At 75.0% G+C, this 15,570-nt stretch carries 2 protein-coding genes; both read left to right on the top strand.

The features are described 5' to 3' along the window. The first annotated feature begins 7 nt into the window (after window positions 1–7). A complete protein-coding gene (locus AC068B_RS28400; RefSeq protein WP_478674497.1) occupies window positions 8–1,090 on the top strand; it encodes an arylcarboxylate reductase in 1,083 nt (360 codons plus the stop codon). Between the two features lie 115 nt (window positions 1,091–1,205). Then, on the top strand, window positions 1,206–15,569 hold the full coding sequence (locus tag AC068B_RS28405; RefSeq protein ID WP_478674453.1) for a type I polyketide synthase: 14,364 nt from the start codon (window positions 1,206–1,208) through the stop codon (window positions 15,567–15,569). The last annotated feature ends 1 nt before the right edge of the window (window position 15,570 follow it).

Here is a 15,570-nt window from a genome sequence, read left to right on the forward strand (position 1 = left end):
GGCCGACATGTGGGGAGCAGCGACTCCGGCCGACCCCGGTGCCCTGGTCAAGGAATGGCTGGACGTCGATATCGACCGATGGACCCGTCAAGTCGTCCGGCGGACCTTCGACCCGGACTTCGGAAGCCCCTACTGGCTGCGGCAGCTGCACCGTCTTGATTTCGATCCCTTCGACATCGCGCGCTACGAGGAGCTTTCCGCGTTCGGGCCCTTTCCCCTGGCCGACCTCCGGACGACCGACCCCGCCGAACTCGTACCACGGGCCGTGCCCCGGCCGCTGGCCGGACGCGTGTGGGACACCGGCGGCACCACCGGCACCCCGTGCCGTGTCTTCTACACACCGGACATGCTCCGTCATCGGGCCGTCTGGCGCCGCTGGTCCTTCGTGCAGGAAGGGTTCCTTCCCGGACGGACCTGGCTGCAGGCGACTCCCACCGGGCCGCACCTGATCGGGCACGGCGTGTGGGAAGCCGCCGACCTGCACGACGGGCAGGTGTACGCGATCGACATGGACCCCCGCTGGATCAAACGGCTCATCCGTGAAGGACGCCTCGCGGACGTCGGCCACTACACGACGCACCTCCTCGACCAGATCACTGATGCTCTCGGTCAGGGGAGAATCCACTACCTCAACACCACCCCGGCCCTCTTCCAAGCACTCAAACAGCGCTTTCCCGAGCACGTCGCGGCGCTGGACGGAGTGCGCCTGAGCGGCACCCAGATCAACGCCACGATGTACCGGGACTTCCTCGGCGCGCTCGACGGCGGAATCTGCGGCATCAGCTACGGGAACACCCTCGGCAACGCCGCCTTCCTCGGCGTACGGCAGGGCAGCGCCACGATCCCGTACATGCCGAACTACCCACAGGTCACCATGCAGGTCGTGCGCAAAGACGACTGGACCTCCGTGGTCGCCCCCGGTGCTTCCGGGCAGGTACGCCTGACGGTGCTGCACGACGACCTCTTCCTCCCGAACGTCCTGGAACGCGACCAGGCGGCGCGCCATGTCGACGATGACTGGCCCTGCGACGGCGTCGCCGATGTCCGGCCGCTCCAAGTGACGAACTCCGCTCCCGAGGGCCTGTACTGACGCGGCCCTGCCCGGCCGCCGTGCGTCCCCTTCCCGGGGCCCCGGCCCTTCGGTCGACGTCACTCCCCACCGCCGTGCAGTGACGAAATCGCCGTCCCCGCAAAGGAGTTGTGGCATGAAGCTGCCGAAGCCCCCCACCGGGGTGCCCGTCCTGTGGGTCCTGTCCGCCACCGGCAAGACTCAGCTGAAGGCGCGGGCGCGAAGGCTGCGCGACCATCTGAACGCCGCGGGCGAGTGGGACCCGGCGGGCGTCGGGCTCGCGCTCGCCCGCGGCGGTGCGGGATCGGACGCCCCCGTCGGATGGCGTGCGGCCCTCGTGGCGGAGGACCGGGAAGGCTTCCTGGAGCGGCTGGACGCGCTCGTCGACGGGCACAGCGCGGCCGGACTCGCCGAGGGGCGCGGGCTGCCGCACGACACCAGTACCGCGTTCGTCTTCCCCGGCCAGGGTGCGCAGTGGCCCGCCATGGCGAGGGAACTCCTGGACACCGCGCCGGGGTTCCGTGCCCGGATGGACGACTGCGCCCAAGCCCTCGAACCCTTCATCGACTGGTCGCTCATGGACGTCCTGCGCGCGGTCGGCCGGGCGCCGAGCCTGGAGCGGCCGGACGTCGTCCAGCCGGTCCTGTTCGCGGTGGGGGTCTCTCTCGCCGCACTCTGGAGCGAGCACGGGGTGCAGCCGGGCGCCGTGCTCGGACACAGCTGCGGCGAGATCTCTGCCGCCGCCGTCTGCGGCGCCCTCTCCCTCGACGACAGCGCCCGCGTGGTCGCCCTGTGGAGCCAGGCGCAGGCGACGTTGAGCGGACGCGGCGACATGGTCTCCGTCATGGCGTCACCCGGCGAGCTCGAACCGCATCTGGCGGCCTACGACGGGCGGTTGGGGATCGCCGCGGTCAACGGCCCGCAGTCCGTGATCGTGTCCGGCGACGCCGATGCCGCCGCCGACCTGGCGGCACGGCTGACCACGGCGGGCCTGCACGCACGGAAGATCGCCGTCGGACTTGCCGCGCACTCACCGCACATCGACGCCATCGTGCCCCGCCTGCAGACCGACCTGGTCGGCATCAGGCCGCTGCCCGCCCGGCTCCCCTACTACTCCGGCCTGACCGGCGGCCTCCTCGCCGACCCGGTGCTCGATGCCGACTACTGGGCTCGCAATCTGCGCCGGACCGTCCGCTTCGACCAGGCCACCGCGGCTCTGCTGCGGGACGGACACCACGTACTCCTCGAAGTCAGTCCGCATCCGGTCCTCACCGCTGCCCTCCAGGCGAGCGCCGACGTCCACGGCGTCCCCGCCCGCATCGGGGTGACGCTCCGCCGCGGGCACGGCGGCCGGACCCGGTTCCTCACCTCGCTGGGCGAGCTCTGTGTCCACGGCGCCACACCCTCCACGGACGCGGTCTTCGCCGACCTCGACGTGCCGCCCGCCAATTTGCCCCATGACCTCTTCGACGCCGACTGCGGTGCCGAAGGGCCCGATTCGGGCACGGACGAGGCTCGGGCCGCCGCCCTCCGCACGGAGCTTGCGGCGCTCAGCCCGGCGGGGCGGCGCGAGCGGGCGATGCAACTGGTACGCCAGGAGGTCGACGCCGTGCTCGGCGGCCCCGGCCCCATCGACCCCGACGCGACCTTCCTCGGCCTCGGCCTCGACTCCGTGACGGCGGTGGAGATCCGAAACCGGCTCGTCGCGTCCACCGCGGTCGCGCTGCCCGCGACGGTCCTCTTCGACCACCCCACCCCGCGGGCGCTCGCCGAACTGCTCCGCACCCGGATCCTGGACGAGCCGGACGAGACCGGAGCCGGTGCGGACAGCGGCCCCGCGCCCGAACGGACCGCAGACGACGACCCGGTGGCGATCGTGGCGATGGGCTGCCGCTACCCGGGCGGCGCCGACAGCCCCGAAGAGCTGTGGCACCTGCTCACCGAGGGGACCGACGCGCTCTCGGAGTTCCCCGTCAACCGCGGCTGGAGCGGCGCGGGACCCGACGCGCCGGACGACATCGGTCCGGGCCGCTACTACCAGCGCGCGGCCGGATTCCTGCACGAAGCCGACCGCTTCGACGCCGGGTTCTTCGGCATCTCCCCGCGCGAGGCGCTCGCCATGGACCCGCAGCAGCGGCTGCTCCTGGAGATCTCCTGGGAGGCCTTCGAGCGCGCGGGCATCGACCCCACCACCCTGCGCGGCAGCCGCACCGGCGTCTACATGGGTGCGATGACCATGGACTACGGGCCCCGGCTGCACGAGGCGAAGGACGGCAACGGCCATCTCCTCACCGGCACCACCGGCAGCGTAGCCTCCGGCCGCATCGCCTACACCTTCGGGTTCGAGGGCGCCGCCGTCACCGTCGACACGGCCTGCTCGTCCTCCCTGGTGGCCCTGCACCTCGCGGTCCAGGCGCTGCGCCAGGGCGAGTGCACGCTCGCCGTCGCGGGCGGCGCGACGGTGATGCCGACGCCGGGCATGTTCGTCGAGTTCAGCAGCCAGGGCGGTCTTGCCGCCGACGGACGCTGCAAGGCGTTCTCCGCGGCCGCCGACGGATTCGGGCTTGCCGAGGGCGCCGGTGTGCTGCTGCTCGAGCGGCTCTCCGACGCCCGCGCCAACGGTCACCCCGTCCTCGCCGTCATCCGCGGCTCCGCCGTCAACCAGGACGGCGCGAGCAACGGCCTGACCGCGCCGAGCGGGCCGAGCCAGCAGCGCGTCATCCGCCAGGCCCTGGCCAACTCCGGGCTGCGCGGCGCCGACGTGGACGCCGTGGAGGCGCACGGCACCGGCACGCGGCTTGGCGATCCCATCGAGGCGCAGGCCCTGCTCGCCACGTACGGCCAACAGCGCCCGGCGGAGCGCCCGTTGTTGCTGGGCTCGCTGAAGTCCAACATCGGGCACACCCAGGCGGCGGCCGGGGTGGGCGGCGTCATGAAGATGGTCCTCGCCATCCGGCACGGGCTGCTGCCCAGGACGCTGCACGTCGACGAGCCCAGTCCGTACGTGGACTGGAGCGCCGGACGGGTGCGGCTGCTCGGCGAAGAGGCGCCCTGGCCGGACCACGGGCGGCCGCGCAGGGCGGGCGTCTCCGGATTCGGCATCAGCGGCACCAACGCCCACGTCATCGTGGAACAGGCTCCCGCCGCTGCCGCCCTCGGCCAGGCCTGCGACCCCGCCCCCGACCGGACCGCCCCGCCCGCGGCCCTCGCATGGCGGCTCTCCGCCCGCACCGAGGCAGCGCTGCGGGAGAGCGCCTGCCGCCTCGTGGACCGGCTGGCGGACGCCCCGGGACTTTCCGCGGCCGACCTGGCCCTCTCCCTGTCCACCGGCCGGGCGGCCCTTGAGCACCGGGCGGTGATCGTCGGCGACCCGGGGGAGCTGCGGTCGGGGTTGGCAGCGCTGGCCGCCGGCGAGCCGCGCCCTTCGGTGGTCACCGGCACAGCCGACAAGCTCCGGGGGACCGTGTTCGTGTTCCCCGGGCAGGGCTCGCAGTGGCCGGGCATGGCCAGGGAACTCCTCGACCAGTCGGCCGAGTTCACCGACCAGATGGCGCGGTGCGACGCCGCCCTGGCGCCGCACACGCGGTGGTCCCTGCTCGATGTGCTGCGGTCCGGCGCGGACCTCGACCGGGTCGACGTCGTCCAGCCCGCCCTGTTCGCCGTGATGGTCTCCCTCGCGGCACTCTGGCGCTCCCTCGGCGTCGAGCCCGACGCCGTGCTCGGCCACTCGCAGGGCGAGATCGCCGCCGCCGTCGTGGCGGGCGGACTGTCCCTGGAGGACGGGGCGAAGGTCGTCGCGCTGCGGAGCCGGGCGCTCGCCGCGCTCGCCGGACACGGCGGCATGGTCTCCCTCGCGCTGCCCGCGGACGAGGTGCGGGAGCGCATCGCGGCCTGGGGCGAACGGCTGTCGGTCGCGGCGGTCAACGGACCGTCGGCGGTCGTGGTGTCGGGGGACACCGACGCCCTGGACGAGCTCCTCGCCACCTGCGAGACCGAAGGCGCACGGGCTCGGCGCGTCGATGTCGACTACGCCTCGCACTCCGCCCACATGGAGCCCATCGAGAGCGAGATCCTGGCCTCCCTCGAAGGGATCACGCCCCGCTCCGGCACGGTCCCGCTGTACTCGACGGTGACCGGCGACTGGCTGGACACGTCCGCCATGGACGCCGGTTACTGGTACACCAACCTCCGCCGCACCGTGGGCTTCGAACCGGCCGTGCGGGCCCTCGCGGACCAGGGCTACGGCGCGTTCGTCGAAGTGGCGCCGCATCCCGTCCTCGCCTTGGCGGTCGAAGAGACCGTGCAGAGCCAGGAGCGCGACGTCACGGTCCTCAGCACGCTGCGCCGGGGCGAGGGCGGCCTGGCGCGCATGCTGCTGTCCGCGGGAGAGGCGCACGTACGGGGACTCGCGGTCGACTTCTCGCCCGTGTTCGCGGGCACCGGAGCCACCCGCGTCGACCTTCCGACCTACCCGTTCCAGCGCGAGCGCTACTGGCACGAGCCGACAACTGCCGACCCGGGTGCGGGACATGACGGGCTGTGGGAGGCGCTCGAACGCGAGGACCCGGCCCGCCTCGCGCAGACGCTGCGGGTGACACCCGAAGCCCTGGGTGAAGTGCTGCCCGCGCTGACGGCCTGGCGCACCGAGCAGGACCGTGCCCGGCGCGCCGACTCCTGGCGCCACCGCGTGGCCTGGCAGCAGCTGAGCCTGCCGCCCGCCCAGGCCCCGACGGGCCGCTGGCTCGTCGTCTGCCCCCGGGCGGAGCGGCCGGGCGCCGCGGGGCCGGAGACCGCGCCGGTCGACGACGTCTCCGCCGCCGGGCACGCCGCAAGTGCCGACGTCGTACGCGGCCTTGTCGCGCTCGGGCTCGACCTGACCGTCGTCTCCGCCGACGGGCCGGGCCAGAGCCGCGCCTCCCTCGCGGGCGCGCTGGCCGCCGCAGCCGAGGACCGGCCCGTCCACGGCGTCCTCTCCCTCCTCGCGGACGAGCCGCGCCCGCACCCGGACCACCCCGACCTGCCCGGCGGCCTCGCCCTCACCCTCGCCCTCGTCCAGGCCCTGGGGGACGCGGGGGTCGACGCCCCGCTGTGGTGCGTCACCCGCGGGACGGCGGTGCTGGGGGCCGGAGAGCGGCCCGGGCCCGCGCCGTACGCGGCCGTCGCCGGGCTCGGCCGTACCGCGGCCCTCGAACATCCCGACCGCTGGGGCGGGTTGATCGACCTGCCGGTGGTGCCCGGGGCGGGCCCGGACGAGCGGACCCTGCGACGGCTGGCCGCCGTGCTGGCCTCCGTACGGGACGAGGACCAGGTCGCGGTGCGCCCGACCGGCGTGCACGGCCGCCGTCTGCTGCCCGCGCCCGTACGCCGCAACGGCGCCGCCCCCGCGGCCTTGGGCGACGCGCTCGGGCACGGCACCGTGCTGATCACCGGCGGCACCGGCGGTGTCGGCGCCCACGTGGCGCGCACACTGGCCGCACAGCACACCGCACACGGCGCCCCGCACCTTCTCCTCGTCAGCCGCCGCGGCCCCGACGCACCCGGCGCGGACGCGCTGCGGACCGAACTGGAAGGACTCGGCGCGGCCGTGACGATCGCGGCCTGCGACGCGGCGGACGCCGGGCAGACGGCCCGACTGCTCGCCGCGCTGCCCGAGGACCGGCCGCTGAGCGCCGTCATCCATGCGGCGGGCGTCCTCGACGACGGCATGCTGGACTCCCTGACGCCCGCACGCCTGGCCACCTCGCTGCGGGCCAAGCTGACCGCGGCCCGCGTCCTGCACGCGGCGACCGCGGGGCAGGAGCTGGCGGCCTTCGTCGTCTTCACCTCCCTGATGGGGGTCGTGGGCAACGCGGGGCAGGCCAACTACGCGGCCGCCAACGCCGCGTTGGAGTCCCTCGTCGCCGAGCGGCGCGGCGCGGGCCTGCCCGGCACCGCCATCGCCTGGGGCGCCTGGGCAGCCGGGGAGGGCATGCTCGACGACGGGGTCGCCGACCGGCTCCGGGAGCGGGGACTGCCCTCCATGGCGCCGGCCGCCGCCGTCGGCGCGATCGGCCGCGCCCTCGCCGAGGACGACTCCCTCGTGGTCGTCGCCGACGCGGACTGGCGGCGCTTCGCCGACACGACGGGCCTGCGCGCAACCGCCCTGCTGAGCACGCTCGTCGGCAGTGCCGCACCCGCCGGGCCGGACACGGCTGCCGCAGGCGGTGCGCTGCGCGGACAGCTCGCGGCGGTGCCCGGCGCCGAGCGGGAACGGTTCGTCATCGACCTGGTGCGCACCCACGCGGCGACGGTCCTGCGGCACACGACGCCCGACGCGGTCCGCCCCGACCGGGCGTTCTCGGAGCTGGGCTTCGACTCGCTGACCGCCGTGGAGCTCCGCAACCGCCTGGCCACCGCCACCGGGGTGCGGCTGCCCGCCACCGTCCTCTTCGACCGGCCCACACCCACGGCGCTCGCCGCCCACCTCCTGGACGGGCTCGGCGACCTCGCGCCCGCCGACGCGGGCGCGGACGGCGCGGCGGCGGGCCCCGCCCCGGTCACGTACGACGAACCGATCGCGATCGTCGGCATGGGCTGTCGCTTCCCCGGCGGGGTGCGACGCCCCGCCGACCTGTGGCGGCTGCTCGCCGAGGGCCGGGACGCGGTGGGGGAGTGGCCCACCGACCGCGGCTGGGACACGGCCGGGCTCTACGACCCCGACCCCGACCGCACCGGCACCACCTACTGCACACGAGGCGGCTTCCTCGACGACGCCGCGGGGTTCGACGCCGAGTTCTTCGGCATCTCGCCCCGTGAAGCGCTCGCCATGGACCCCCAGCAGAGGCTGCTCCTGGAGACCGCCTGGGAGGCCGCCGAGAGCGCGGAGCTGGACCCCGGCACGATGCGCGGCGGCCGCGTCGGCGTGTTCGTCGGAACCAACGGCCAGGACTACCCGAACCTCGCGGCAGCCGACCGTGAGATCTCCGAGGGCCATCTCCTCACCGGCAACACCGCCAGCGTGCTCTCCGGCCGCATCTCCTACGTCCTCGGCCTGCGCGGCCCCTCCCTCACGGTGGACACCGCCTGCTCGTCGTCCCTGGTGGCGCTGCACCTTGCCGCCCAGGCCCTGCGCCGCGGCGACTGCGACCAGGCGTTCGCCGGAGGCGTCACGGTCATGAGCACCCCACGTCTGTTCGTCGAGTTCAGCCGCCAGCGCGGCCTGGCCGCCGACGGCCGCTGCAAGGCGTTCGGCGCGGGCGCGGACGGCACCGGCTGGGGCGAGGGCGCCGGAGTCCTCCTCCTGGAGCGGCTCTCCGACGCCCGCCGCCGCGGCCACCCCGTCCTCGCCGTCGTACGCGGCTCCGCGATCAACCAGGACGGCGCCAGCAACGGACTCACCGCCCCCAACGGCCCCGCCCAGGAACAGGTGATCCGCGCGGCCCTCACCGACGCCCGGCTCACCCCCGACGACATCGACGCCGTGGAGGCGCACGGCACCGGCACCCGGCTCGGCGACCCCATCGAGGCCCAGGCGCTCCAGGCCGTCCACGGCCACCGCCCCGACGACCGGCCCCTGTGGCTCGGCTCCGTCAAGTCCAACATCGGGCACACCCAGGCCGCCGCGGGCGTCGCCGGGGTCATGAAGATGGTCCTCGCGCTGCGGGCCGGTGAACTGCCCGGCACGCTGCACGCCGACGAGCCGAACCCGCACGTCGACTGGACCGCGGGCGGCGTTCGGCTGCTGACCGGCCACACCGTCTGGCCCGCGACGCACGAGCCGCGCCGGGCGGGCGTCTCCTCGTTCGGCATCAGCGGCACCAACGCCCACGTCATCCTCGAACAGGCCGCCGGGAGCGAGGAGCGGGAGGCCGCTGCCGCCCCGGACGACGGCCCGCCGGACACCGCCGTCACCGTCCCGCTGCTGCTGTCCGCCCACACCCCCGAAGCGCTGCGCGAGCAGGCCGGGCAACTGCGCGCCTGCCTCGGCGACTCCGAGGGCCGCCGTGCCCTGAACGAGTGCGGTGAGGGGCAGGAGACCCGCAGCCCGGCCGACGTCGCCCACGCCCTGGCCACCCGGCGCACCGCCCTGGACCACCGCGCGGCGGTCCTCGGCCGGGACGGCACCGCGTTGGACGCGGCCCTGCGGGCACTGGCCGACGGCACCTCCGTGGGCCAAGTACTCACCGGCCACGCGGGCAACCCCGGCAGGACCGCCTTCCTCTTTCCCGGCCAGGGCAGCCAACGCGCAGGCGCGGGCGCCGAGTTGTACCGGACCGAGCCGGTCTTCGCCGATGCCTTGGACGATGTGCTCAGCCACCTCGCCCCGCACCTGGACGTACCGCTGCGCGACGTCATGTTCGCCGAGCCCGGGACGGACCACGAAGCGCTGCTGCACCGCACCCGCTGCACCCAGCCCGCCCTGTTCGCCCTCCAAGTGGCGCTGTTCCGGCTGATGGAGCACTGGGGCGTGCGGCCCGATTTGCTGATCGGGCACTCCATCGGCGAACTGGCCGCCGCCCACACCGCCGGAGTCCTCGACCTGCCGGACGCCTGCGCGCTGGTGGCCGCCCGCGGCCGCCTGATGGACGTGCTGCCCGGGGGCGGGGCCATGGCAGCCGTGGAAGGCGACGAGTCAGAGGTACGAGAGATCCTCGCCGCCCTGCCGGACGGCGCCGACGGGGTGAGCATCGCGGCCCTCAACAGCCCACGCTCCACTGTCCTGTCCGGCGCCCGCGAGGCCGTCCTGAGCGTGGCCGAGGCGTTCCGCGCCCGAGGCCGCCGGGCCAAGGAACTCAAGGTCAGCCACGCCTTCCACTCGGCGCGCATGGACGCCATGCTGGAGGAATTCCGCTCCGTGGCCAAGCAATTGACCTACGCGGCGCCCCGCATCCCGGTGATCTCCAACCTCACCGGGGAACGGGCCACCGCCTACGAGCTGTGCGACCCGGAGTACTGGGTGCGGCACGTCCGCGACACCGTCCGCTTCCTCGACGGCGCCCGGCAGCTGCACGCCGAGAACACCACCAGCTGCCTCGAACTCGGTCCTGGCGGCGTCCTGTCCGCACTGGTGCAGGAGTGCCTGCCCGCCGACGCCGACTGCCGTGCCCTGCCCCTGCTGCGCGACGGGCGGCCCGAGGCGGAGTCGCTCACTGTCGCGCTCGCGAGCCTGCACGTGCGGGGCGTGCCCGTCGACTGGACCGCCGGACTGCCCGCCCACGCGCCCCGGGTGACCCTGCCCACCTACCCCTTCCAGCACCGGCGGTTCTGGCCCGCCGTGCCCGGCCTGCCCACGGCCGAGGCCGTTCGGGGCCGGACCTACCGCGTCGAGTGGCGCGCCCTGCCCGAGCCCCGCGAGGCCCGGCTCAACGGGACGTGGCTGCTCGTCATGCCCGCCGGGGCCGAGCGGACGCCGCTGGCGCAGGCCTGCGTCCGGGCCCTGACCGAGCACGGCGCCCAGGTGCGCACCGTCTCCGTTCCGGCAGACGTGACGAGGGACCGGCTCGCGGCGCTGGTGCGGGGGGACGGCGACGGCGTGCTGTCGCTGCTCGCCCCGGGCACGGGTTCTGACGGCGGGACCCGGGCCACCCTGCTCCTCGTGCAGGCCCTCGGTGACGCCGGGCTGCGCGCTCCGCTGTGGTGCGTCACCAGCGGAGCCGTGGGCACGGGCGCGGCGGACCAGGGTCCGGCCCATCCGGAGCAGGCGCAGGTATGGGGGCTCGGACGGGTCGCCGCACTCGAACACTCCGACCGCTGGGGCGGACTGGTGGACCTGCCCGCGGGGTTGGGGGATTCCGTGGGGTCTGGTCGACTCGACGCCGGTGTGCTGCGCCGACTGTGTGCCGCCCTGGCAGGGGAAGTGCGGGCCGCCGAGGACGGCTGCACCGAGGACCAGCTGGCCGTCCGGCCCGACGGCCTGTACGGACGACGGCTCCTCAGGGATGCGGGCGCGTCGTCGTCGGGCGCGGACGGCTGGACACCGCGTGGCACCGTCCTGATCACCGGCGGCACCGGGGGCCTCGGCGCTCACGTGGCCCGCCACCTCGCCCGGCAGGGTGCCGGGCACCTCGTGCTGACCAGCCGCCGGGGCCCGGACGCCCCGGGCGGCGACGCGCTCGCCGCCGAGCTGGACCGACTGGGTGCCCGCGTCACCCTGTCGGCCTGCGACGTGAGCGACCGGGCCGCGCTGGAAGGCCTGCGGGACCGGCTCGAGGCCGACGGCGACACCGTACGCGCGGTCTTCCATGCCGCCGGGGTCACCTCGGACACCCGGATCGAGGACTGCACCCCCGGCCGACTCGCCGAGGAGACGGCGGCCAAGGCAGACGGCGCCGCCCATCTCGACGCCCTTTTCGGCGAAGACGAGGACCTCGACGCCTTCGTGCTGTTCTCCTCCGTCTCCGGGACGTGGGGCAGCGCGGGACAGGCCACCTATGCGGCCGCCAACGCCTACCTGGACGCCCTCGCCGACCGGCGGCGCGCCCGCGGCCTTGCCGCCACATCCGTGGCGTGGGGACCCTGGGCCGGGGCGGGCATGGCGCGCGGCGAGGTCGGCACGGCCCTGCGCCGCCTCGGCCTCGTCCCCATGCCCCCCGCAACGGCGCTGGCCGCGCTCCAGGGCGTACTTGACCGGGACCAGGGCCACGCCGTCGTCGCCGACATGGACTGGGCCCGCTTCGCGTCCGCCTTCACGGCACGGCGCCACAGTGCGCTGTTGAGTGAACTGCCGGACGACCAGCCGGACTTCGTGGCCGACCGTGCCGGATCCGGGACCTTCGGCCCGGACGACGTGCCTGACGGGTCCCGGGGCCCGCAGGACTCCGCGGATGCTCGCGGCGACAGCTCCGACGTCACCGCCCGCTGGCGCGACCGGCTCGCCGCCCTGCCGGAAGCGGAACAGCACCGCACCCTGACCGACTTCGTGCGCACCGAGGCCTCGGTCGTGCTCGGCCACGATTCGGCGGCGGCCCTGGAAGCCGAACGGCCCTTCCACGACCTCGGGTTCGACTCGCTCATGGCCGTCGAACTGCGGGGGCGCCTCGCCGCGGCCACCGGACTGAACCTGGCCGCCAGCATCGCCTTCGACCACCCCACGGCTGCTTCCCTCGCCACCCGACTCCACGCCGAGCTGACCGGCTCCGCCGCCACCCGCCTCCCCGCCACGGGGCCGAGCGCGCGGGCGGCCGCCGACGAGCCGCTCGCCGTGATCGGGATGGCCTGCCGCTTCCCCGGCGGCGTCCGCTCGCCGGAAGACCTGTGGGACCTCGTCGTCGGCGAGCGGGACGCCATCGGCGCGCTGCCCACGGACCGCGGCTGGCCCCTCGACTCCCTCTACGACGCCGACCCCGAGCGCGAGGGCACCTTCTACACCAGCGGCGGCGGATTCCTCGACGCGGCAGGGGACTTCGACGCGGAATTCTTCGGGATCTCCCCGCGCGAGGCGCTGGCCATGGACCCGCAGCAACGGCTGCTCCTGGAAACGTCCTGGGAAGCGCTCGAACGCGCGGGCATCGATCCCGGTGCGGTGCGCGGCAGCCAGGGCGGCGTCTACCTGGGCGTCGCCTCCCAGGGGTACGGCACCGGGCCGCGGGACCCGGCGGCCGACGTCGAAGGACACCTGCTCAGCGGCACGGTGACCAGCGTCGCCTCCGGCCGCATCGCCTACACCCTGGGCACCGAGGGCCCGGCCGTCACCGTCGAGACCGCCTGCTCCTCCTCGCTCGTCGCCCTCCACCTCGCGGGACAGGCGCTGCGCGCGGGGGAGTGCGACTTCGCCTTGGTCGGCGGCGCCGCCGTCATGGCATCGCCGGACGTGTTCGTCGAGTTCAGCCGCCAGCGCGGCCTGTCCGCCGACGGCCGCTGCCGCTCCTTCGCTGACACCGCCGACGGCACCGGCTGGGGAGAGGGCGTCGGCGTCCTGGTCGTCGAACCGCTCTCGCGGGCGCTCGGCAACGGCCACCAGGTCCTCGCCGTCATCCGCGGCTCCGCCGTCAACCAGGACGGTGCGAGCAACGGCCTGACCGCGCCGAGCGGTCCCGCGCAGCAGCGCGTGCTGCGCCGTGCGCTCGACGCCGCGGGACTCACCGGCGCGGACGTCGACCTGGTGGAGGCGCACGGCACGGGCACCACCCTCGGTGACCCCATCGAGGCGCAGGCCCTGCTGGCCGTCTACGGTCAACAGCGGCCCACAGAACGGCCGTTGTGGCTGGGGTCGCTGAAGTCCAACATCGGGCACACCCAGGCCGCCGCAGGCGTCGCCGGGGTCATCAAGACCGTCATGGCGCTGCGGCACGGCGTGCTGCCGCGCACTCTGCACGCGGCGGAGCCGACCACCAAGGTGGACTGGTCCACCGGCGCGGTGCGGCTGCTCGACGAGGCCCGCCCCTGGGACGGTGCGGGGCGCCCGCGCCGGGCCGGGGTCTCGTCGTTCGGCATGAGCGGCACCAACGCCCATGTGGTGCTCGAACAGGCTCCGGTGCTCGAACAGGGCCCGGTGCCCGAACAGGCTCCGGTTCCCGAACAGGTCTCTGCCGACGTCCCCGCGGCCCGACCGCTGACCACCGACTCGCACGCCCTGGTCCTGTCCGCCGCATCGGCGCCCGCGCTGCGCGCCCAGGCCCGCCGCCTCCTGGACCACCTCGAAGCCGCCCCGGACGTGCCGCCGGGGGACGTCGCCCACGCGCTGGCCACCACCCGCACCGCCTTCCCGCACCGCGCCGCCGTCACGGGCACCACCCGTGACGAACTGCTCGCCTCGCTGACGGGCCTCGCCGACGGCACGCCCGCGCCCGGCGTCACCTCGGGCCGGGCGCGGCGCACGCGCACCGTGTTCGTCTTCCCCGGCCAGGGCTCCCAATGGACCGGCATGGCCCGCGAGCTCCTCGACACCTCCCCGGTGTTCGCCGACCGCATCGCCGAGTGCGAGCGGGCCCTGGCACCCCACACCGACTGGTCACTGCGCGCCGTGCTGCGCGCGGAGCCCGGCGCGCCGCCCGTGGACCGCGTCGACGTGGTGCAGCCGGTGCTCTTCGCCGTCATGGTCGCCCTGGCCGAGGTCTGGCGCGCGTACGGCGTGACACCCGACGCGGTCGTCGGACACAGCCAGGGAGAGATCGCCGCCGCCTGCGTCACCGGGGCACTCACCCTCGACGACGCCGCCATGGTCGTGGCGCTGCGCAGCAGGGAACTGACCCGCCTCGCGGGCCGCGGCGGCATGGTCTCACTCGCCGCCTCCGAGGACCGGGCCCGCGAACTTCTCCTGCCCTACGGGGAGCGGATCGCGGTGGCTGCCGTCAACGGCCCGGAGGCCGTCGTCGTCGCCGGGGAGCCCGCCGCCCTCGACGCCCTGCAGTCCGACTGCGCGAACGGGGGCGTGCGGGCCCGCCGGATCCCCGTCGACTACGCCGCCCACTCCGCCCAAGTCGCTGAAGTGGCTGAGGAGTTGCGTACCGCCCTGGCCGGGGTGCGGCCGCGGTCCGCGGACATCCCGCTGTTCTCCACCGTGACCGGGGAGGCCGTCGACGGCACGTTCCTCGACGCCGGTTACTGGTACCGCAACCTGCGCGAGCCGGTCGAGTTCGCCCGTACCACCGAGACCCTGCTCGCCGCCGGGCACGAGCTGTTCCTGGAGATCAGCCCCCACCCGGTCCTCACCGCCGCGACAGCAGGCACCGCCGAGCGCGCCGGGGCGTCCGCCGCCACCGTCGCCACCCTGCGGCGCGAGGACGGCGGCGCCGGACGGATCCTCACCGCGCTCGCCGAGGCGTGGACGCACGGCGCTCCCGTGGCCTGGGCGGCGGCCCTGCCCCGCCCGGTGACCGCACACCCGGACCTGCCCACCTACGCCTTCCAGCGGGAGCGCTACTGGCTGCCCACCCCGGGCCGGTCCGGCCATGCCGCCCCGCCCGCACCCGCCCGCCCCGGGCAGCCTGCCAAGGACGGCACCGGTGGCGCGGACGCGACGGACGGCACCGGTGGCGCCAACGGCACACAGGCCGATCCCGCCGCGCAACTCACCGCCCGGCTCGCCGCGCTGGACGAGACCGACGGCCGACGTGCCGTGCTCGGTCTGGTCACCGCGCACGCCGCCGCCGTCCTCGGCCACTCCGGGGGCTCCGCCGTCGAGCCCGAACGGCCCTTCGTGGGCTCCGGATTCGACTCCATGCTCGCCGTGTCCTTCCGCAACCAACTCTGCGAGGCCACCGGGCTGCGCATCCCGCCCACCGCCGTCTTCGACCACCCCACGCCCGCGGCCCTCGCCGACCACCTCTACCGGCAGCTGCGCGCGGCCCCCGGGCCCGCCGAGCCGGTGCTCGCCCAGCTCGACCGTCTCGCCGAGGCCCTCGCCACCACCGGGACCGGCACACAGGACGCCGACGAGATCGGCACCCGGCTGCGGAACCTGCTGCGGGCCTGGAGTGAACGAGTGCCGCCCGACGGCCCACGGGCCGACGGCGCGGACGCGGTCGACACCGCGACGGCCGACGAACTCTTCGAACTGCTCGACAACAATTACGGGGCCTGAG

The sequence above is a fragment of the Streptomyces sp. NPDC042371 genome (assembly GCF_056437465.1).

Bases quoted from the DNA above. Each gene is read 5' to 3' on its own strand.
- AC068B_RS28400 (WP_478674497.1), top strand. From the start codon at position 8: ATGTGGGGAGCAGCGACTCCGGCCGACCCCGGTGCCCTGGTCAAGGAA.
- AC068B_RS28405 (WP_478674453.1), top strand. From the start codon at position 1,206: ATGAAGCTGCCGAAGCCCCCCACCGGGGTGCCCGTCCTGTGGGTCCTG.